The 20,974-nt window shown below is 70.3% G+C and carries 20 protein-coding genes; 7 read left to right on the forward strand and 13 right to left on the reverse strand.

The genetic code is table 11. The features are described from left to right. The first annotated feature begins 153 nt into the window (after positions 1–153). Positions 154–1,362, forward strand: a complete 1,209-nt coding sequence (locus tag EPO52_RS12270; protein WP_290806865.1) for an MFS transporter — start codon at positions 154–156, stop codon at positions 1,360–1,362. Between the two features lie 7 nt (positions 1,363–1,369). After that, positions 1,370–2,200, forward strand: coding sequence for an aldo/keto reductase (locus EPO52_RS12275; protein WP_290806868.1), 831 nt, complete (start codon positions 1,370–1,372; stop codon positions 2,198–2,200). Positions 2,201–2,274: 74 nt separating this feature from the next. Here the strand turns inward: EPO52_RS12275 and EPO52_RS12280 are convergent, their stop codons facing one another. Further along, on the reverse strand, positions 2,275–3,264 hold the full coding sequence (locus EPO52_RS12280; protein WP_290806871.1) for an aldo/keto reductase: 990 nt from the start codon (positions 3,262–3,264) through the stop codon (positions 2,275–2,277). Positions 3,265–3,305: 41 nt separating this feature from the next. Then, positions 3,306–3,521 (reverse strand): hypothetical protein, encoded by a 216-nt coding sequence (locus EPO52_RS12285; RefSeq protein WP_290806874.1) that lies wholly within the window; start codon positions 3,519–3,521, stop codon positions 3,306–3,308. A gap of 181 nt (positions 3,522–3,702) precedes the next feature. Here EPO52_RS12285 and EPO52_RS12290 point away from each other — a divergent pair, with 181 nt between their 5' ends. Further along, positions 3,703–4,698: a DUF4349 domain-containing protein gene (locus EPO52_RS12290; RefSeq protein ID WP_290806877.1), complete on the forward strand. Its 996-nt coding sequence runs from the start codon at positions 3,703–3,705 to the stop codon at positions 4,696–4,698. A gap of 41 nt (positions 4,699–4,739) precedes the next feature. On the opposite strand, the gene EPO52_RS12295 is transcribed toward EPO52_RS12290, so the two are convergent. From EPO52_RS12295 to EPO52_RS12320, 6 genes are all read right to left on the reverse strand, one after another. Continuing rightward, positions 4,740–5,786 (reverse strand): glycoside hydrolase family 3 N-terminal domain-containing protein, encoded by a 1,047-nt coding sequence (locus EPO52_RS12295; protein ID WP_290806879.1) that lies wholly within the window; start codon positions 5,784–5,786, stop codon positions 4,740–4,742. Positions 5,787–5,956: 170 nt separating this feature from the next. After that, positions 5,957–7,126, reverse strand: a complete 1,170-nt coding sequence (locus EPO52_RS12300) for an acyl-CoA dehydrogenase family protein (RefSeq protein WP_290806882.1) — start codon at positions 7,124–7,126, stop codon at positions 5,957–5,959. Between the two features lie 35 nt (positions 7,127–7,161). After that, positions 7,162–8,202: an LLM class flavin-dependent oxidoreductase gene (locus EPO52_RS12305; protein WP_290806885.1), complete on the reverse strand. Its 1,041-nt coding sequence runs from the start codon at positions 8,200–8,202 to the stop codon at positions 7,162–7,164. Beyond that, entirely contained in the window at positions 8,199–9,146 is a 948-nt protein-coding gene (locus tag EPO52_RS12310) for an alpha-L-glutamate ligase (RefSeq protein ID WP_290806887.1), read from the reverse strand. The genes EPO52_RS12305 and EPO52_RS12310 overlap by 4 nt, the downstream gene beginning before the upstream one ends. A 112-nt stretch (positions 9,147–9,258) precedes the next feature. Beyond that, positions 9,259–9,777, reverse strand: a complete 519-nt coding sequence (locus EPO52_RS12315; protein ID WP_290806890.1) for a gamma carbonic anhydrase family protein — start codon at positions 9,775–9,777, stop codon at positions 9,259–9,261. A 46-nt stretch (positions 9,778–9,823) separates the two neighbouring features. Further along, positions 9,824–11,515 carry a sodium:proton antiporter gene (locus EPO52_RS12320; protein WP_290806892.1) on the reverse strand — a complete coding sequence of 564 codons (1,692 nt, stop codon included), beginning with the start codon at positions 11,513–11,515 and terminating at the stop codon, positions 9,824–9,826. A gap of 54 nt (positions 11,516–11,569) precedes the next feature. Between EPO52_RS12320 and EPO52_RS12325 the strand changes: the two genes are divergently transcribed. Both EPO52_RS12325 and EPO52_RS12330 read left to right on the forward strand, forming a co-directional pair. Further along, positions 11,570–11,971, forward strand: coding sequence for a sortase (locus tag EPO52_RS12325; RefSeq protein WP_290806894.1), 402 nt, complete (start codon positions 11,570–11,572; stop codon positions 11,969–11,971). A gap of 32 nt (positions 11,972–12,003) precedes the next feature. Then, positions 12,004–13,221, forward strand: coding sequence for a low temperature requirement protein A (locus tag EPO52_RS12330; protein WP_290806895.1), 1,218 nt, complete (start codon positions 12,004–12,006; stop codon positions 13,219–13,221). Here EPO52_RS12330 and EPO52_RS12335 read toward each other — a convergent pair. Continuing rightward, positions 13,218–14,897 carry an AMP-binding protein gene (locus tag EPO52_RS12335; protein ID WP_290806897.1) on the reverse strand — a complete coding sequence of 560 codons (1,680 nt, stop codon included), beginning with the start codon at positions 14,895–14,897 and terminating at the stop codon, positions 13,218–13,220. The two genes, EPO52_RS12330 and EPO52_RS12335, sit on opposite strands and share 4 nt — an antisense overlap. A gap of 90 nt (positions 14,898–14,987) precedes the next feature. Between EPO52_RS12335 and EPO52_RS12340 the strand changes: the two genes are divergently transcribed. Next, entirely contained in the window at positions 14,988–15,137 is a 150-nt protein-coding gene (locus EPO52_RS12340; RefSeq protein ID WP_290806898.1) for a hypothetical protein, read from the forward strand. Between the two features lie 54 nt (positions 15,138–15,191). Here EPO52_RS12340 and EPO52_RS12345 read toward each other — a convergent pair whose 3' ends face one another. The 4 genes from EPO52_RS12345 to EPO52_RS12360 form a co-directional block, all read right to left on the reverse strand. After that, a complete protein-coding gene (locus EPO52_RS12345) occupies positions 15,192–15,383 on the reverse strand; it encodes a hypothetical protein (RefSeq protein WP_290806901.1) in 192 nt (63 codons plus the stop codon). Between the two features lie 85 nt (positions 15,384–15,468). Further along, the gene (locus tag EPO52_RS12350; protein ID WP_290806903.1) at positions 15,469–16,146 is read right to left on the reverse strand and encodes a hypothetical protein; all 678 of its coding nucleotides are present in this window, start codon (positions 16,144–16,146) and stop codon (positions 15,469–15,471) included. Between the two features lie 117 nt (positions 16,147–16,263). Further along, the gene (locus EPO52_RS12355) at positions 16,264–17,508 is read right to left on the reverse strand and encodes an FAD-dependent oxidoreductase (RefSeq protein WP_290806905.1); all 1,245 of its coding nucleotides are present in this window, start codon (positions 17,506–17,508) and stop codon (positions 16,264–16,266) included. A gap of 186 nt (positions 17,509–17,694) precedes the next feature. Beyond that, positions 17,695–19,350 (reverse strand): methyltransferase, encoded by a 1,656-nt coding sequence (locus EPO52_RS12360; protein ID WP_290806907.1) that lies wholly within the window; start codon positions 19,348–19,350, stop codon positions 17,695–17,697. Positions 19,351–19,378: 28 nt separating this feature from the next. On the opposite strand from EPO52_RS12360, the gene EPO52_RS12365 reads away from it, so the two are divergent. Further along, on the forward strand, positions 19,379–20,947 hold the full coding sequence (locus tag EPO52_RS12365; protein ID WP_290806909.1) for a carboxylesterase/lipase family protein: 1,569 nt from the start codon (positions 19,379–19,381) through the stop codon (positions 20,945–20,947). Positions 20,948–20,974: the final 27 nt, after the last annotated feature.

The following is a 20,974-nucleotide window of genomic DNA, read 5'->3' on the forward strand; positions in this document are numbered from 1 at the left end:
GCGCCGCGCCAGCGGCACGGCACGTTCTGGCGCCCGCGCAGCATGTCGCGCGCCGCCGGGCAGGGACCGGCGTCGCCTGGCGGTTCGACGCCGCGAAGCGGCATCGAACCACCAGCACCCAGCACAGCAGCCAGCACAATCTAAGCTTGCTTAGTGAGCAGTTACACGAGTCTCCTCAAGACGCGCGGCGTCGCCCGCATCATCGCGGCTCAGCTGACCGCCCGGTTCCCGTTCGGGATGCTCTCGCTCGCGTTCCTGCTGCACATCGAGCACACCTCGGGCTCCTACGGCGTCGCCGGGCTCGTGCTCGCCGCGCTCAGCATCGGGCAGGCCATCGCCGGCCCGCTCACGAGCCGCCTCATGGGTGTGCTCGGCATGCGGCCCGTCATCCTCGGCACCATGATCATCTGTTCGCTGGCCATCAGCACCATTGCGCTGTTCCCGCTCGGCATCGCCGCCGACATGGCGGTGGCCTTCGTGGCCGGCCTCACGATGCCGCCCATCCAGCCCGCCGTGCGCACCATCTACCCGAAGATGGTCAACTCCAAGCAGCTCACCCCGCTCTTCTCCCTCGACGCGTCCGCCCAGGAGATCATCTGGGTGCTCGGCCCCGTCATCACCACGTTCGTGTCGATCCAGATCGGCACCGTCTGGGGCATCATGCTGGCCGTCGTCTTCCTGGTCGGCGGCGGCATCTGGTTCCTCACGAGCCCCGAGCTCGGCCGGGTGCGCATCCCCCGTTCGAAGCGCAAACTCGGCGTGGTGCTCAAGAAGCCGCCGGTGCTGCTGGCCACCATCGTGGGCTTCCTGCTCGTGGCTGCGTGCGCCGCCATCGAGGCCGGGGTCGTGTCGACCTTCGGTGAGGGTGGCGCCGAGGCCGGCATCGTTCTCGCCGTGTTCGCGGTGGGCTCCCTGGTGGGCGGTCTCTCGCTCGGCCACAAGCCGATCGGCCCGTGGGCCCTCGCCCGTCGAATGGCCATCGTGTTCTTCGGCACGGCGATTGCCGCCGCCTGGCTCAACGTGTGGTGGCTCGCCATCACCCTCTTCATCGCGGGCATCGGCATCGCCCCCGCCCTCGCGGTGATGTTCGCCATCGTCTCGTCGAGCGTGCGCTTCAGCGACACCGCAGAGGCCTACGGCTGGGTCGGCACCGGCCAGCTCATCGGCGCAGCGGTGGGCTCCGCGCTGGCCGGCTTCCTCATCGACGGCATCGGCTCGGTCGGTGCCTTCGTGGTGGCGGCCTCCCTCGCCTTCGTGGGCTTCCTCGTCCCGCTCCTCGGCAAACGGTTCCACCCCGACCTCCGTGGCCGAGACGCCAGCCCCATCCCCGACACGGAACCCGTTCAGGCCATCACGGGATAATGAGGGCATGCCCGACGCCCTCTCCCCCTCGCTTTCCCTCAACGACGGCCGCAGCATCCCGCAACTCGGACTGGGTGTCTACAAGGCCACGGATGCCGAGACGGCCGAGGCCGTCTCGTTCGCCCTCCAGAACGGCTACCGGCTCATCGACACGGCGTCGATGTACCTCAACGAGGAGGGGGTCGGCGAGGGCGTGCGCCGCAGCGCGATCCCTCGCGAGGATGTGTTCGTCACCACCAAGGTCTGGCACACCGAGAACGGCTACGACTCGGCCCTGCGTTCCTTCGACGAGTCGCTCGAGCGCCTCGGCTTCGACTACGTCGACCTCTACATGATCCACTGGCCCGCCCCCAAGGTCGACCGCTACGTCGACACCTGGCGTGCCTTCGAGCGCATCCGTTCCGAGGGCCGGGCGCGCTCGATCGGTGTCGCGAACTTCCACCCCGAGCACATCGAGCGCCTCATCGCCGACACCGGGGTGGCCCCCGCGGTGAACCAGGTCGAGCTGCACCCGTGGCTGCCGCAGCAGTCCCTGCGCGCCTTCGACTCCTCGCACGCCGTCGTGACGCAGGCATGGTCGCCCCTCGCGCGCGGCAAGGTCCTCGGCAACGAGCCGCTCGAGGCGCTCGCCGCCAAGCACGGCAAGTCGCCGGCTCAGATCGTGATCCGCTGGCACGTCCAGCTCGGCGTCTCGGTCATCCCGAAGTCGGTCACCCCGTCGCGCATCCGCGAGAACATCGACGTGTTCGACTTCGAACTGGATGCCGACGACCTCGCCGTCATCGCCACCCTCGAGACGGGCGAGCGCACCGGCGTCGATCCGAACGACCGCAATTGATCGTGTAAGTATGCGAAAAAAGACGACCGACGCCGTATATGGCCTCGGTCGTCTTTTTTCGCATACTTACACGGTCACCACCGCGCGTGGATGCTCGCCCGGAAGTACCGGTCGTAGAGCTCGACGACCCCGGCCTCGAGCTCGGCCGGAACCTCGAGCGACCCCGCGGCCGCGTTCGACTCCGCCTGCGCCCGATTGCGCGCCCCCGGGATGACCGACGAGACACCCGGCCTTGCCGCCACCCAGGCGAGCGCGGCCGCCGCCGGAGCGACACCCGGCATGGTGCGCTCGACGAGCGCCGAGAACTCCTGCGCCGCCGCCACTCCCTGCGCGTAGTCGACGCCCGAGAAGGTCTCGCCCACGTCGAACGCGCTGCCGTCGCGGTTGTACGAGCGGTGGTCGTCTGCAGCGAACGCGGTGTCGGCGGTGTAGCGCCCGCTCAGCAGGCCCGAGGCGAGCGGCACGCGAGCGATGATGCCCACGCCCGCATCCGCCGCGGCGGGCAGCACCTCATCGAGCGGCTTCAACCGGAACGCGTTCAGAATGATCTGCACGGAGGCCACGTGAGGCCGGGCGATGGCCGCGAGCGCCTCGTCGCAGGTCTCGACGCTCACGCCGTAGGCCGCGATCGCCCCCGATTCCACGAGGGCGTCCAGCGCGTCGTACACGGCATCGCTCGAGAACACCGCGGTGGGCGGGCAATGGAGCTGCACGAGATCGAGGGTCTCCATGCCGAGGTTGCGGCGCGACCGATCCGTCCAGGCGGCGAAGTTGGCCGGTGTGAACTCGGCCTCGTCCTGCGCACCCCGACGCCCCATCTTCGTGGCGACCGTCAGGTCGAGCGAAGGGTTCGCGCGCCGGAACGTGCCGATCAGAGTCTCGCTGCGCCCGTCGCCGTAGACGTCGGCGGTGTCGAAGAACGTGACCCCCGCTGCAACGGATGCGCCCAGCACGTCGAGTGCCGCGCTCTCGTCGACGTCGCCCCAGTCGGCGCCGAGCTGCCAGGTGCCGAGGCCGATGGATGAGACGGAGCGGCCGGTCCGGCCGAGGATTCGCTGCTGCATCCTTCGACCTTACCCGCCGCTCCCGAACAGCCCGAGCGACATCAGTCGCGCAGGTCTTCCTTGTACTCGTTCTTGGCCTTGGTGGCGTCGCGCTCGGCCTCGGCCTTCTTCACGTCGCTCTCGGCGCGCTTCACCTCGGCATCCGCCTTGGCCTCATCGACACGGTCGCTGATGCGCTCCTTGGTGTCGTCGAGCACCTCGCCGATCTTCTTGCCGGTGGCCTCCGCGGCGTCCTTCGCGTTGTCGATGAATCCCATGATCGTCTCCTTCGTCTGCCGATGTGGTCTCCACCGTAGAACGATCCTCGCGAAGCCGCTCGTGACCGCGGACGCCTCCCGGCCGACTCTCCGGGCGTTCGGCCCGCCCTCGGATAACGACCGGATAACCATCTGCGCGGTCCCAGCCACGACTCAGTCGATCATCCCTAGTGTGAGCGCCATGAGACGAACGATCCTCGCTTCCGCCGCCGTCGCCACGGCCCTCCTCCTCGCCGGGTGCTCCGCCTCGTCCACCACGGCATCCGGCGGTCCCGTCGAACTCGTGGAGCCCGGCAGCGGGTCGCAGAGCGATGGTTCGTTCACCTCCGAGAGCGGCGGCGCGGCCGGCTCGGATGCCACGACGAAGGTCGATCAGAGCGTCATCACCACCGGCTGGATGACCGTCACCGTCGACGACCCCACCGCGGCCACCGACCAGGCGGTGACCATCGTCGACCAGTTGAACGGTCGCATCGACTCCCGAACGCTGCAAGCCGGAACCGACAACCAACGCCCGAGTGCCCAGCTCACCGTGCGCATCCCGTCGGACTCGGTCGACAAGGCCGTCGACGAACTCGGCTCCCTCGGCACCGTGGAGCAGGTGTCGCTCTCGGCGAACGACGTCACACTGCAGGTGCGCGATCTCGATGCGCAGATCAAAGCCCTGCAGGCCTCCGTCGACCGGCTGCTCGCCCTCGTCGGCCAGGCCGCCACCACGGCCGACCTCGTGCAGCTCGAGACCGCCATCTCCGACCGGCAGTCGCAGCTCGACAGCCTCACCTCGCAGAAGCAGTACCTCGCCGACCAGATCTCCTACTCCACCATCACCCTCGACCTCCAGCAGAAGGGCGTGCTGCCCACGAACGTGCCCGGCGACTTCTGGAGCGGGCTCGCCACCGGCTGGGCCTCGCTCACGGCGGCCCTCTCGGGCTTCGTCGTGGTGGTCGGCGTGCTCATCCCGTGGCTCCTGCCGCTCGCGGTGATCGCCGCGATCGTGGTGCTCGTCGTGGTGCTGAGCCGGCGGGCCAAGAAGCCCCACGGCCCCCACGGGCCCCGCGAACCACGGAGTCCCAACGCCCCGCAGCACCCTCAGGCCACGGATGCGACACAGCCGCAGCACTCGGCCCCGACCGACGCGACCACACCGTCTGCGCCTCCCGCACCGCCGACCCACTAGTCAGGTCGTCGGGCCCGGTCAGGTCGTCGGGCGGCCCGTGCTCAGAGCGCCGCGTCGGGATGCTGCTGCAACCAGATCCCCCGACGCAGAACGAGGTCACGCAGCACCGCCTCATCGACGGCCGACTCGGCGATCTCCCCGGATCGCACCGCGTTCGCGATCGAGGCCACGAGCGGCGGCAGGTCGACGGTCGAGTTGTAGAGCAGGAGATCGTTTCCCGCCGCGACCGCGGCGACGGCGTTCGTGGTGCGGTCGGCGTAGGCCGGCACCCCGGATGCCTCGAGCATGAGCAGATCGTCGGTCACCGCCACTCCCTCGAAGCCGAGCCGCTCGCGCAGCAGCGCGTGCCAGGCGGGCGACAACGACGCCGGAGCGCTGTCGACGGCCGTGTAGACGAGGTGCCCGAACATCACGAGGGGGGCGCCCGCATCGATTCCCGCCTGGAACGGCGGCTCGTCGCTGGTCGACCACTGCTCCATCGAGATGTCGGTCGAGGGCAGCGAGTCGTGCGAGTCGCCCGGCACCTGGCCGTGGCCCGGGAAGTGTTTGAGGGTGCTCAGCACCTGGCCGTTCTCGGCAGTGACCGCCGCGGCGACGCGCTCGCTCGCTGTGGCCGGATCCGTGCCGAGCACGCGATCGTAGATGAAGGAGCCCGGATCGGCGGTGGTGTCGGCGATCACTCCGAAGTTCACGTTCGCGCCCGCCTGCCGCACCAGCGCGGCCCGCTGGCGGAACGCATCCGCTGTGGCCGCGGCCGGCTCGTTCTTCAAGGTCTCGGCGGCCGGGAACGTGTCGGCCGAGAGCCGCGCCACGATGCCGCCCTCCTCGTCGATGGCGATCACGGTTCCGAGCCCGTCGCCGGTCTGCAGCGCCGCCGTGAAGGCGGCGGTCTGCTGCGTCGAGCCCGGCACGTTGTCGCCGAGCAGCAGCACGCCCGCGGCTCCGTTCGCGGCGAGGTAGCCCTGCACCGGCGCGGGGTCGGACCCCGGAATGTGCACCACGAACATCGAGGCGATCTTCTGCTCGAGGGTCATCGACTGCAGCCGTGAAGCGGCGTACAGCCGGATGCGCGCCTCAGGCGACAGCACCGGGAACGCCCCGCGGTCCCGAGCCGCCGACGGAGTCGCTGCAGATGATGTGGCACTCGGCCCCGCCGAAGGACCACCCGCGGTGCACCCGGAAACCGCCACGACGCCGGCGACCAGGGCCGCCAGCACGAGTATCCGGCCGCGGCCGAATGCCGTCGATCGGGCGGACATCACTCCGGTACGGGCCCGAGCAGCGCGTTCGCCACGGTCGCGTGCGCCGACTCGCCGTCGGAGGGGTGGAAGAGCCCTGCGATCACGTCGCGGTACAGCCGGCCGAGCTCGCTCGACGAGGCGATGGCCGAACCGCCCGAGACGCGCAGCGCCTGGTCGACCACGAGTCGGGCACTCTCGGTGGCGCGGACCTTCACGCCCACGAGCTTCGGGAACCAGGCGGCACCGTGTGGGGCGAGTTCGTCGACATCGCGCGCGAGCGCCTCGATCTGCGGGGGCAGCGCATCGTGCAGGATGCCGGCTTCCGCCACCTTCCAGCGGATGTCGGGGTCGTGCGCATACGGCCGGCCACCCGCCTTGAGCGAGGTGCGCCGATGCGCGGCCTCGACGGCGAGCTCGACGGCCCGCTGGCTGATGCCGGTGTAGACGGCGGCCAGCAGGATCTCGAAGTTCGCGAAGATGCCGAAGATGAGCGGGTCGGGGCTCGGACCGGGCGGCAGCTTACGGAAGACGCGAGACGCGGGGGCGACGGCGCCGTCGAGCACCGTGGTGCGGCTCTGGCTCGCGCGCATGGCGAGCGTGTCCCAGTCGTCGAGACTCGTGATCCCCGGCGTCGATCGGTCGAGGAAGGCGTGCACGAGCAGGGGTGCATCCGGATCGGAGTCGTCGCGACCGAACACGCCGAGCCGGGTCCACACGGGCGAGAGCGAGGTGAAGATCTTGCGGCCCGTGAAGCGGTAGCCGCCGTCGGCCAGCGGATCGGCCGCCGTGCGTGAGTCGAAGAGCACGAGGTCGTTGCCCGCCTCGCTGTTGCCGAACGCGAAGACCTCCCCCTGGGCGGCCTCCTCCAGAAGCCACACCAGCGACTCGTCACCGCGGTCGAGCAGCACCTTCGCCACACCGGTCCACACGAGGTGCATGTTGATGGCGAGAGCGGTGGCGGGCGCCGCCGTGGCGAGCCGGGTCTGCTCCCGCGCAACACGGGCGAGGCCGAAGCCGAGGCCGCCCTGGGCGGTCGGCACGAGCATCCGGAGATATCCCACGGCCGTGAGATCGCGCAGATCGTCGTCGGGGAAGGTGTTCTCGCGATCGTGGATGGCCGCCCGAGACCGGATGAGAGCCAGCAGCTCGTCGTCGATCAGCGAGTCGGCAGGGGTGAGCTCTGCCATGCCGTCAGGATACCCACCGGCCCTGAACGGTGCGTTCAGTCTTCGAGGTCCCGCACCCGCGGGATGACCTGCTCGGCGAACCGCTGCATCTCGCGCAGGTGCGGCGAGAACTGGAGCAGCAGCAGGTCGACGCCCGCGTCGGAGAACTCCCGGATGCGGCGGGCCACCGTGTCGGGCGTGCCCACGAGGTCGGGCCGGAGGCCGCGGTTCGACACGGAGTAGTCGCGCAGGTCGACCGGGGTGTCGAGCTGCGACTTCGACACGAAGTCCTGGTACGACTCGTAGGCGGCACCGCCGCGCACATCCGTGATGCGCTCGAGCTCGGCCTGAGCCTCCTCCTCCGTGTCCCGCACGATGGCATAGGCCGCCATGCCGAAGGCGCTGAACGGGGTCGCTGAGACAGCGGCCCGACGCTCGGTGAGGTCGGCGACCTTGGCGCGCAGCTCGTCCGGGGTACCGCCGTGCGTCACGTAGGCGTCGGCGAACCGGGCGATGGCCTGCTTGCCGCCCTCGCTCTCGCCACCGGCGTAGATCACCGGGGTGACCTGCGGCTTCGGCGCGAGGTACGTGTTCGAGAGCGTGTAGTACTCGCCCGCGAAGCTGTACGGCGTCTGCGACCACAGCCCCTTCAGGATCTCGACGAACTCGAGGCTGCGCCGATAGCGGTCGTCGTGCTCGGAGAAGATGCCACCGTACTGCCGCGCCTCCTCCGCCCACCACGCCGACACCACGTTGAGCGAGAACCGGCCGCCCGAGATGTCGTCGATCGTGGCGGCGCGCTTGGCCGCGACAGCCGGCAGGTGGTAGCCGGGCCGGATGGCCGTCATGATCTCGAGTCGCTCGGTGACGGCCGCCACGGCCGCGGTCAGCTCCCAGGCGTCGAGGCTCGGCGCCTCCTGGCCCTTGATGTCGTTGAGGTTCAGCTCGGCGATGAGCGTGAGGTCGAAACCGATCCGCTCGGCCGTCTGCGCCACCGTCTTCACGTGCTCGAACGTCGCCGGCGTCTCCTCGTCGTCGACGTTGCGCAGCCAGCCCCCGAAGATGGGCGTCCAGTAGCCGAACCGCATGGCGCTCATCGGGTCTCCTCCAGCAGGCGGCCGAGGAACCGCGCGATCTCGCGGGGCGCCGAGACGGCGCTCGCCGCCTCGACGTCGGGGTTGTAGTTCGTGTTCGTGTTGATGTCGTAGGTGACCCGGCGGCCGTCGGCGGTCTCGATGAACTCGATGCCGGCGATCTCGATGCCCTGGGCAGCGAGGAACTCCTCATACCGCGCGATCAGCGGGTCGTCATCCAGGCCCTCGCGAAGCGCGAACAGGGGGGCGGGCTCCGCACCATCCGCTCCGGGCACCGCGCAGGCGTCGGCCGGGCAGAGCTCGAAGCTGCCGGCCGAGGTGTCGACACGCACGGCGTAGACGAACCGGCCGCCCACGAACTCGGCACGGGTGACGAAGGGTTCCGCGGCGACGAGGAACTCCTGGAGGAGTGTGATGCCGTCGATGGGCTCCTCGAAGTCGGGGCTCGCGACGTAGGCCTCGAACTCCTCCAGGCTGTCGAACTTGCGCACGCCGAGACCCTTGCCGCCCTGGTTGTGCTTCGAGATGAAGGGCGGCGCGAAGTCGTGCGCGGCCTCGACGAGCCGCTCGCGACCGAAGACCGCGACGGTGCGCGGCACATCGAACCCCGCGCGGGAGAGCAGCGCGTGCTGCTGCACCTTGCTCACCTCGATCTCGATCACGGGCCGGCCGTTGACCACGCGGGCGCCGGATGCCTCGAGCCGGCTCAGAAGGGCCCGGGTGTAGTCCTTGGCGTGGGGGTTGCCCCGGGTGTGTGCGGACGCACTCATGCGCGACCAGTACACCCCGGGAGCCGGATCGGCGTCGAGATCGAGCCCGCTGTATCCGTTCTCCTCCGTCAGCAGGATCTCGTCGAACGGCACCCCCTCGGCGATCAACGCCTGCGCGAGAGGAGGGATCCACTCGGGATTCTCGTGGATGACGTGCACGCGCGCTTCACTGGCCATGGTTCGAGTCTACGAGCGCCCCTCACCCGGTGTGCCCGGGCGGAAACGCCGCGTAACGGTGTCTCCGTGACGGCTCGCGCGCCGCCTCGACTCCCCCGGCGGATGGGCCTGGTCAGGCTTCGGCGGTGGCCGCCGCATGCGCGGCGGAGAGCCGCAGATAGGTTTCGGCGCTGCGCACGAGCCCTGCCTTCTCCTCGTCGGTGAGGGCGCGCCGCACCTTCGCGGGGGCACCGGCCACGAGCGACCCGGGCGGCACGATCGTGCCCTCGAGCACCAGCGCGCCGGCCGCCACGAGCGACTGTGCGCCGATCACCGAGCCGTTCATCAGCGTGGCGCTCATGCCGATGAGACAGCCGTCCTCCACCGTGCAGCCGTGCAGCACCGCGCGGTGCCCCACGGTGACGCCGTCGCCGATGGTGACGGGGGAACCCTCATCCGTGTGGGCCACGACGTTGTCCTGCAGGTTCGACCGCGGCCCGATCGTGATGGGGTCGGCGTCGCCGCGCAGCACCGCGCCGTAGAACACGCTCGCCTGCGGGCCGAGCCGCACGTCGCCGATCACGTCGGCCGTGGGGGCGACCCAGGCCGTCGGGTCGAGCTGAGGGGTGGTTCCCTCGAAGGTGATGATCATGGTTCTCCTCGTCGAGTCGTGCGGTGGATGCGGATGCGGATGCGGCTCAGAGTCTGTTGCCGAGGCGCGCGACGATCGCGGCCTCCTGGTAGTCGAGGTTCTCGAGGAACTCGCGGGCGGCGTCGTCGTCGAGCTGGTTGCGGTCGCGTTCGTGAACGATGGCCGCACGCTGGGCCTGCAGGATCTTTCGGTACAGGGTGCCGAACTCCTCACCGCCCCTCCCCGCTGCGTTCTCCACCTCGGTCTCGCGTTCGGCGTCTTCCGACTGCCGCGCCACGGCCTGGGCGATGCGCTCCATGATCTCGACGGGCACGCCTTCGGGAGGATTCGCCATGAACTCGCGGTAGACCTCCCCGGTGGCTTCCCGTGCCACCTTGTGCGCGAGTTTCGCCTGCTCCCGGTCGTACTCGTCTTGTTTCGGGTCGCTCAGCTTCAGCCGCCGGATGAGCGCGGGCAGCGTGAGCCCCTGCACGAGCAGGGTGCCCACGGCCACGATGAAGGCGATGGCCTGGATCTCGGCGCGGCCGGGGAACGGATCCCCGTTGGCGAGCGCCAGCGGCACACCGGCGGCCGCCGCCAGGGTGACCACGCCGCGCATGCCCGTCCACGACACCACGACGCTCTCGCGCCAGTTCAAGAACACGGGGAACTGTCGCGGCTTGCGACCGCGAGCCACGCGCTCCGCGTTCTCCCGCTCGATGCGCTCCCGCACCCGCACATCGCTCGCGATCTTGCGCCGCATCAGCTTGTCGCCCAGGAAGTTGCGGCCGTACGACAGGAACACCCACGCGGGCCGAACGAGCAGCACCACGAGCAGGATGAGGGCTCCCGCGCCGAACACGGCCCACACCGACTGCCCGGCGCCCTGCAGATCGTCGATCACGAATCGCAGCTGCAGACCCATGTAGGCGAACACGAACGCCTCGAGCAGCACATCGAGCGACGACCACACCTGGCGCTCCTGCAGCCGGGTCGCATAGCCCGAGCGCGCCGACGACGAGCCGATGGCGAAGCCCGCGGTCACCACAGCGATCACGCCGGACGCCTCCAGCTGCTCGGCAAGCAGGTACGCTGCGAACGGCACGATGAGCCCCAGGACGGTCTCGAGCGCCGAGTCCTTCAGCAGCCTCCGGATGAGGGTGGCCACCGTGGCGAGCACGATGCCCACCACGATCCCGACGCCCGCGCTGTAGCCGAAGAGCAGGATCGGGTTCTCGACGAAGGTGTGGGTGCCCACGACCGCGGCCACGGTGATCGAGAAGAGCGTGAGCGCGGCGGCGTCGTTCACGAGGCTCTCGCCGGTGAGGATCGACATGACGCGTTTCGGCAGCCCCAGCTTGCGCCCGATCGCCACCGCGGTGACCGCATCCGGAGGCGCCACGATGGCCCCCAGGATGAGGGCGGTGCCGAACGTGAGCGCGGGAACGATCCAGGCGGCGAACACGCCCACCGCGAGCGTGGTGACGACCACGAGCCCCACACCGAGGCCGAGGATGGGCCGGAAATTACGGGCGAACGACACGAACGAGAAGTTGAGCGCCGCCGAATACAAGAGCGGTGGCAGCACGAGGCCGAGGATGATCTCGGTGTCGAGCTCGAGGCGTTCGAAACCGGGGATGAACGAGGCCGCGAAGCCCACCAGGGTGATCACGAGGGCCGGCTGGAGACCGCGGCGCTGCGCGATGCCCGTGACCGCGATCGCGCCCACGATCACCAGGAGGAGTTGCACGCCGCTCACGCTGCCACTCTAGTCAGCGGCCGGCCGGCGGCGCGGGAGCAATAGGGTTGCAGCATGCAGGATCCGATCGGCGCCGTCTCGTTGATCACCGAGCTGTTCACCTGGATCGGCCTCGCCGCCGGTGCGGTGCTCCTCGTGGTCGGGCTGGTCCGGGGAGCGTTCTTCCGGGGCTGGACCGAGACCCTCGGCGTCGTGGTGGTGGATGCGGCCGGCAACCGGGTGTACCGCTGGCTGGGCGACGACGGCGTCCTCTACGAGGCGCCCGCCATCGAAGACGAGACGCAGGTGCTCGAGCCCGGCGACGACGTCACCGTGTACGTGAACCCGCGCGATCCGTCGGTGGGGCGCACCGATGATCCGACGCACGAGGGGCGTGCGCTGCGCACCACGGGGTGGATCCTGCTCGGGCTCGGGATCGTGGCCGTCGTCGTGCAATTCGTGCTGTTGTTCGTCTGAGGCGCGCTCGCCGCTGGCCCTAGGCTTCTGCCATGGCGAACGAGCACACTCCCCGCGCTCTCAGCGGCATCGTGCCGGTCATCCGGATGCGCGCCCGCGACATCGACGAGCCCGGCCGCGTGTCGAGTCCTCTCGAACTGCTCTTCGACCTCACCTTCGTGGTGGCCATCGCGTCGATCGTGTCGCAGCTGGCCCATGCCATCGCCGGAGGCCACGTCGGCGACGCGCTGCCCAACTACCTCATGGTGTTCTTCGCCATCTGGTGGGCCTGGCTCAACTTCACCTGGTTCGCCTCGGCCTACGACACCGACGACGTGCCGTACCGCCTGCTCACCATGGTGCAGATGGGCGGTGTGCTGGTGCTCGCGGCCGGGGTGCCGAGTGCCTTCGAGGCCGGCGACTACCTGCTGGTCACGCTCGGCTACTTCATCATGCGCGTCGCGCTCGTGGTGCAGTGGCTGCGGGCGGCGGCACAGGATCCGTCGGGGCGGTCCACCGCCCTCCGCTACGCGCTCGGCATCTCCGTGGTGCAGGCGCTGTGGATCATCCGGCTCTTCACTACGGCCGGGCTGCCACTCGGCGCGCAGGTGGCCATCTTCGCCGTGCTCGCGGCGGCCGAGATGGCGGTGCCGGTCTGGGCCGAGCGGCCCGGGATGACCCGCTGGCACCCGCACCACGTGGCCGAACGCTACGCGCTGTTCACCATCATCGTGCTGGGCGAGTCGGTGCTCGCTGCCACCACGGGGGTGCAGAGCATCGTGAGCGCCGGAGCGTCGACCGGCGAGTTCGTGCTGCTCGCGGCATCCGGTCTCGCGCTGCTGTTCGGGCTGTGGTGGGTCTACTTCTTGGAGCCCGCGCACGAGGGACTGGAGAAGAACCGCCGCCGCTCGTTCCTCTGGGGCTACGGGCACTACTTCATCTTCGCGGCGCTCGCCGCAGTGGGCGCCGGGCTCGAGGTGGGCGTCGAGGCGGTGGGGCACCATGTGGAGGCACCACTCGTGGTGGTGGCCTACGCCGTGGCCATCCCGGTGGCGGTGTACCTCGTGATGATGTGGGTTCTCTACCGTCCGATGATCGGTCCCACCGTGATCCCGCCGGCTCTCTCACTCGGCGGCGCCGCGGTGGTTCTGCTGCTTCCGCTCGCCGTCGAGGCCGTCTCGCTCGGCGTGGTGCTGCTCCTCGTCACCCTCGTGGTCGCCGCGGTCATCGCGGGCACGATCTTCTGGCGCCGGCCGAAGGCCTCGGCCTAGAGCAGGTCTTTCAACTCGCGGCGCAGCACCTTGCCCACGTTCGACTTGGGCAGGTCGTCGCGGAAGATGATGCGGTGCGGGCGCTTGTAGCCCGCCAGCTCGCTCTTGAGGAAGGCGGTGAGCTCGTCGTCGGTGAGCGAGTCGTCGGCCTTCACGATGAAGAGCACCGGGGTCTCGCCGGAGCGGTCGTCGGGCACGCCGACCACGCCGGCATCCTTGACCTTCGGATGCGACATCGCGACCTCTTCGATCTCGCTCGGGTAGACGTTGAACCCCGAGACCACGATCATGTCCTTCTTGCGGTCGACGATGGTGATGTAGCCGTCGTCGCTCATCGAGGCCACGTCGCCGGTGCGCAGCCAGCCGCCCTCGTCGAGCACCTCGGCGGTGTTCTCGGGCTGGTTCCAGTAGCCCTTCATCACCTGCGGGCCGCGCACGCACATCTCGCCGGCTTCGCCGAGCGGAACGACGTTGCCCTCCTCGTCACGCATCTCGATGTCGGTGGAGGGCAGCGGGAGGCCGATGGTGCCGACGCGCGGGGTGTCCCAGGTGGGGTTGACCGCCACCACCGGCGAGGCCTCGGTGAGGCCGTAGCCCTCGAGCATGTCGCTGCCCGTCGCCTCGCGCCAGGCCTTCGCGGTGGCACCTCGAACGGCCATGCCGCCGGCCACCGCGAGCTTCACGCGTTCGAAGTCGAGGGCCCGGAAGGGGGCGTTGTCGAGCAACGACGCCGCCAGGGTGCTCACCAGGATGAGAACGCTCGGCTTCGTCTTGTCGAGCGTCTTCACGAGGTCGGCGGTGTCGCGCGGATTGGTGACCAGAACGTTGTGCGACCCGAACGCGAAGAAGGCCAGCGCATTCACCGTGAGGCTGAAGATGTGGTAGAGCGGCAGGGCCGCGATGATGGTCTCTTCGCCCTCGTCGAGCCGCAGCCGCATGGGCGCGAGCATCTGGGCCTGGTTGGCGAGCAGGTTGTGGTGGGTGATGACGGCGGCCTTCGTGCCACCCGTGGTGCCTCCCGTGTACTGCAGCAGCGCCGTGTCATCGAGACCCACCTCGGGGCGCGCGAGGGATGCGTGCTTCCGCCCCTTCTCGAGCGCCTCGCGGAACGAGGTCGTGCCTTTCAGATCGTGCTTCGGCACCATCTTGCGCACCCGCTTCACCACGAAGTTCGTGACGATGCGCTGGGGCGCGGGCAGGAGGTCTCCCACATCCGTCAGCACCACGTGCTGGATGCTCGTGTCGGCCACCACTGCTTCGAGCTTGTCGGCGAAGTTCTGCAGCGCGACGATGGCCACGGCGCCGGAGTCGATGAAGACCTTCTTCATCTCCTTCGCGGTGTAGAGCGGGTTCGCGCCCACCACCACGAGACCGGCCTTCAGCACGCCGTAGACCGCCACCGGGTACTGCAGCAGGTTCGGCATCTGCAGCACGACGCGATCGCCCTTGGAGAGCCCGAGTTCGCCGAGCAGGAAGCCGGCGAACCGGTCGGAGAGCTCGTCGATCTCGCGGAACGTCAGCACCGCGCCCATGTTCGAATAGGCCGGCCTGTCGGCGAAGCGCGTGCAGGTGGCCTTCACCAGCGCACCGACGGAGGTGGACTCGACCTCGTCGATCGTCGGAGCGAGCCGAGGTGAATAACTGGTCAGCCAGGGCCGGCTCTCGTATGCGTTCATCGCCTTCTTCGGTGTCGACGGGGAGTGCTCACCCGTGTGCGCAGCGGCGCGGCCTGGGCTGACTCATACCGTACCCGCTATCGTCGAGGCATGAGCAATGACGACGACGACCAGGGGCCCCCGAGCGGATTCATCGGCCGGCTCGGCCGCGCACGACTTCTCGCCTGGATCGTGATCATCGGGCTCGTGGCGCTCAGCGTCGGGGCCATCTCGGTGGTCGTCATCCTGCAGAACTCCTAGCCACGAGAACGCCTCGCCGCACCGACGCGCGGAGGCTCGGCCCCCGGTGGGGGCTCAGGCCTCGTCGGGGGTGGCGTCGTCGACGAGTTCCTGGTCCCAGTCCTTGATGGCCTGCTCGGCCTCCTCGCGGGTATCGAACGGCCCGAGGGTCGGGGCGCCCGGGAACTCCTCGGGGTTCAGGTCGGTGGCCACGAAGTAGGTCACGATGTCGTCTTCTTCGTGCTCGACGATGCGCAGGTCAGTCATACCGCCGACTCTACCGACTCGGCGCGCGTCGTGGCCCTCACCGCCACTGCGGGCCTGTGATTCCGGGCCACGGCCGGGCCGACGATCAGAAGCCGAAGTCGCCGCCGAAGTCGCCTCCACCGAAGTCGCCGCTGCCGCCCGACCAGTCGCCGCCGCCCGAGTCGCCCCAGCCGCCGCCGTCGGCCGTGACGTCGCCGGATGCATCGCCTGAGGCATCCGTGCCGCCGCCGTCTGCGCCCGAGCCGTCGCCGCTGCCGCCGTCGGCCGCCTGATCGGCGCCGGGTGAGGGCATGAAGGAGCTGACGATGGCCGAGCCGATGACGTAGCCGGCCACGGTGCCGAGCATCGACGAGGCGAGCATTCCGCCGAAGCCCATGCCGCCGCCACCCTGGGCTCCGTTGCCCTGGCCGGCGCCGTTGAAGGAGCGCTCCATGGTGCCCGGCTGGCGGATCTCGGAGCGGGTGGCCGACTGCGCGAGCGACCGGGGGTCTTCACCGCGTGGCGCATCGCCGGCCGGAGCGTTCTCGCTGAGCTGCGTGAAGAGGATGTGGCGCTGCTCGGGGGTGAGCTTCGTGAAGGCCTCCTCGTGCACCTGCTCGATGGTCTCGGGCGGCGCCGTGCGCAGGAGGTAGCGGTAGCGCTCGACGGCGATCTCGTCGTCGGTGCGGGGCGCAGCGGATGCCTGTGCGGGCACGTTCTGCGGCGGGTAGTAGTTCTGCTGCTGCGGCTCTTCACGGCCGAGAAGGCGGTCGAGGAAACCCATGGTGATCGCTCCGATTCTTCGGGCGCGGATGCGCCCTCGCTGACCACCAGTCTTTCGAGACCTCATGTGGAATGACTGAGCAATCGCTCAGGGCGCAATTCGGATCCCGTCGACGGGCTAGCGGGGGTGCGGCCCCAGCACGACGTCGTCGATCGTCTCCGGGCGAAAGCCCCTCCCGAGCAGACGCGGGGCCAGCGCCCGCACGACCGGCACGATCATCCGGAGCGCCGCGCGCTGCCGCCGCGTGGGCGGATTCGCGAGCACGGGCTCGCGGTCGGGGCGGCCGATCACCTCGTGCAGCCGCAGCTGCAACGCCTGCATGGCGCGAACCGGCGGGAGCCGGCGGCGCTGCACGGCGGCGAGATCTGCCTCGGTGAGCGTGCCGGTGAGCAGTGCCGCGGCGAGCCGGTTGGCCGCGGCGACCGCATCCTGGATCGCGTAGTTCACGCCCACGCCGAACGCCGGAGACATGGCGTGGGCGGCATCGCCGATGCAGAGCAGGCCGGGTCGGTACCAGGTGTTGAGCCGGGCAACCTGCACCGAGAGCAGCTTCACGTCGTCGAAGGAGCTGAGAGTGCCCACGACTCCGGCGAACGGCTTCGCCGTCGAGGCGATGCGCGACCGGAACGCCTCGATCCCGTTCGCCTGGATCTCCTCGAAATGCCCTTTGGCGATGACCTGGCCCACCTGGTAGTGGTCTCGCCGATCGATGGTGAGCACGAAGGAGTCGCGGTCGACGTAGGCGAGGGTGGATGCCGGCACACGCTCGGGCTTCGGAAGCGCGAACCACAGCACGTCGATGCCGATACCGAACTCCCGCGGCTCGAGGCCGGTGGCGGCGCGCACGGTCGAGCCCCGGCCATCCGCCGCAACGGTCAGGCGGGCGCGCACCTCGAAGCCGCCGTCGGCATCGGTGGCGGTGACGCCGGTCACGGCGGCGCCCGCGCGGCGCACTCCGGTGGCGGCGGTGTTCATGAGCAGGCTGAACGAGGGGAACTGGGCGGCCTCGCCGGCGAGGAAGTTCAGGAAGTCCCACTGGGGCATGAAGGCGAGGAAATCGTCGGGCGCCGGCAGCACCGAGAAGTCGATGGCGTGGATGCGGGTGCCGTTCAGCACCGCGTCGAGCGTGCGCACCTCGCTGTGCGGCAGCCGCAGGAACTCCTCGCGGAGGCCCAGCTGTCCGAGCAGCGCCAGCGTGGAGGGATGGATGGTGTCGCCGCGGAAGTCGCGGAAGAAGTCGGCGTGCTTCTCCAGCACCACCACATCGATCCCGGCACGCGCGAGCAGATAGCCGAGCATGATCCCGGCGGGCCCGCCCCCGACGATGCACACCTCCGTCTCGACGATCCGCCCGCTCTCCATGCCGCCACTGTATGCCGTGCCGCCCACCCACGACCAGGCTCACCCGGCCCCCGTGCGGCTACCGCCTCTCCGCGAAACGGAGGAAGTCCAGCCCGAAACCGGATCGGGGCTCCTCCGTTCGGCGCAATCGCCCTGAGACTCCGTCGTCGCGCGAGCCCGTTCGGTGCCCGCCGCGGGGTGGGGACCTCAGGCGGGGAGGAGGATCGCGTCGTCGAGGAGGGAACGGATGCTCGGGAGCAACTCGACGCGGAGGGCCCCTTCGTCGACCTCCAGCACCTGGGCGATGGCCGCGCAGATCGCGGCGCCCGAGAGCTCGCCGTCGCATGCGCCCACGAAGGCGGCGAGCGCCGTGCCGAGCGACACCGATCGGGCGAAGCCGCCGCCCTGGCGGAGGGTCATCACCACGGGGTCGTCGGCGCCCGGCCAGTAGTGGCGCTCCTCGGTGATGTCGCCGGCGTGCACGAGAGTGCCGCGGAGCAGCTCGTCGTCGGTGCGCGCCACCTGCCAGTCGTGCCCGTCGAGACACCGCGCCAGGTGGCCGCCGAGCCCGACGGGGTTGCTGCCGAGGCCCGCCTCGACCCGCTCGTACCGGGCGAGCGTGGGTGTCGCTCCGGCGGCGGGCCGCCTCACGAACAGGTAGCCGAACCCCACCTCGCGCACACCGCGCGCCTCGAAGTCGTCGAGCCAGGCCGCGTAGAGGGCGTCGAAGGCCGCGGTTCCGGGCCGGGTGCCGCCGTCGCGGATCCAGGTCTCGGCGTAGGTGGGCGCATCCTGCCGCTCCCGCTCGATCACCCACGCGTCGACCGGCACCGCTGCGCCCTGCACCCACCCGCGCACGCGGTCGAGGCCGTCGGCCACCGAGCCATCGGTACGCGCGCGGTACTCCCAGTTGCCGAGCAGCTGCGCGATGCCGCCGGGCACTAGGTGCTCACCGAGCCCGCGCACCACCTGCTCCACCAGGGCGTCGCCCACGAGACCGCCATCGCGGTACTCGTACTGCGGAACGCCCTCCACCCGGGGCGTGATCACGAACGGAGGATTCGACACGATGCGGTCGAACCGCTCCCCCGCCACCGGTTCGAACAGACTGCCGTGCCGGAACTCGATCGATGTCACTCCATTGAGCCGCGCGTTGAACGCCGCGAGCTCGAGGGCCCTGTGCGAGATGTCGGTGGCCACCACGCGACGAGCGTGCCGGCTGGCGTGAAGGGCCTGGATGCCGCACCCGGTGCCGAGATCGAGCACCGAGTCGACGGGCGTCGGGATCATCAGCCCGCTCAGCGTCAGGGATGCCCCGCCGACCCCGAGAACGTGGTCCTCGTCGAGCGCCCGCCCGAGCGCCCCCTCGCCCAGGTCGGACACGATCCACCAGCTGCCGGCCCCGGCCGAGTCGATGAAGCTGTAGGGCCGCAGATCGAGCGCGGCCGTGAAGACCCCGGATGCATCGCCGCCGCGCTTCCCGCCGGCGCCCTCGTCATCGCGTGCTCCCGTGCCGCCGACACCACCGTCCTCGGCGCCTCGGGCCGCCGCGGATGCGGTGTCGACCGCCTCCCGCACGAGGCCGAGCGAGACCGCCCCCACGGCACCGAGCCGCGGCAGGGCCAGGGCGAGGTCGCCGGCCGACACGCGGTCGCCCAGCACGAAGAGCCGCGCCAGCACCTCCACCGCCGTCGGAGCGGCCCCGTCGGCCCGCGCCCGATCGAGCGACCGCCGCGCCGGCAGCGTGCGCCCGCGGAACAGCGCCGCCGCCGCATCCGCCCCCCAGAGGGAGTCGAGCACGTCGACGCGAAAGCGCGCGGCGTCGAGGTCGGCGCGGAGGAGGTCGATCGATTCCTGGTTCACGCACCCATTCAATCGCTACAGTGGCCGCATGCCCGCCGCGCACCACGATCCGCTCGTCGTCGAGACCACCACCGGGGCCGTTCGCGGTGTCGATCGCGAGGGCCTCCGCAGCTGGCGGGGCATCCCCTACGCCGCTCCGCCCGTCGGCCCGCTGCGCTTCGTTCGTCCGCAGCCGCCCGAGCCGTGGACGGATGTGCGCGACGCCACCGACTACGGCCATGCCGCCCCGCAGCACGAGAACAAGGCGGTGACCCTGCCCGACGACGTGACGCTCTCCGAGGACTGCCTCACCCTGAACGTGCTCGCTCCCGCTGCCGCTGCCGCCGAGACCCCGGATGCGGCGTCCCCCCTCAAACCCGTGATGGTCTGGATCCACGGCGGCGCCTACGTGGCCGGCACCGCCGCCCAGCCCCTGTACGACGGCACCCACCTCGTGCAGAACGGCGACGTGGTCTTCGTCTCGCTCAACTACCGCCTCGGAGCCCTCGGCTTCCTCGACTTCTCAGGTCTGGCCGCCGACGACGAGCGCTTCGACGCCAACCTCGGCCTGCGCGACATCCTCGCGGCCCTCACCTGGGTGCAGCAGAACATCGCCGCGTTCGGCGGCGACCCCGGCACCGTCACCCTGTTCGGCGAGTCGGCCGGCGGCGGCTGCGTCACGACGCTGCTCACCTCGCCCGCCGCAGCCGGGCTCTTCCACCGCGCCATAGCCGAGAGCTCGCCGGTGACATCCGTCTACGGGCCCGAGCGCGCCCGGCGCATCGCGGCCCGGTTCCTCGAACTCGCCGGCGTGGCCACCCCCGCCGAGCTGCGCACGATCGACGCGCAGCGCCTCGCCCAGGTGGCGTTCGACCTCATGGCCGCCACCTCGGCGGAGGAGCCCGGCACCCTGGCCATCGCGCCGGTGGTCGACGGCGACATGGTGCCCGAGCATCCGATCGACGCCTACGCCGCCGGACGCCAGCTGCCCGTGCCCCTCATCATCGGCACGAACCGCGACGAGGCGTCGCTCTTCCGCCTCATGAAGTCACCGCTCATGCCCATCACCCAGGACTCGGTGCACGCCATGTTCGCGCAGATCGTGGCCGAGCGGCCTGAGCTGGCGGAGGCCGCGTCCACGACCCGGATCGAGGGCGCCTACCCGCACTTCCCCCACCACCGCACGCCGGCCGAGGTCTCGCGCGATGCCGGATTCCGGATGCCCTCCATCTGGCTCGCCGCCGCGCACAGCCGCGTGGCGCCCACGCGCATGTACCGCTTCGACCACGCCACGCCGATCCTTCGCCTGCTCGGCATCGGCGCCACCCACGGCGCCGAACTCGCCTACGTGTTCGGCAACCTGAAGATCTCCAAGAAGGACTTCACCTTCAACCTCGGCGGCCTGGCCGAAGCGCACCGGATCTCCGCCGTGCTTCAGCGTCGCTGGCTCGGCTTCGCGCGCGACGGCCGGCCCGACGCCGAGGGTGCCGTGGCCTGGCCCCTCTATGACGCCGTCACCCGCTCGACCCTTCTGATCGACCACGGCGAGCAGGTCGCCGATGACCCGGATGCGGCCGTGCGCGAGGCCTGGGGCGACGTGCCCATCGCCTTCTCCTGAGCGGCCCGGCCGCCGTCAGGTGCACGC

It is taken from the genome of Herbiconiux sp., assembly GCF_004297105.1.
GTDB lineage: Bacteria > Actinomycetota > Actinomycetes > Actinomycetales > Microbacteriaceae > Herbiconiux.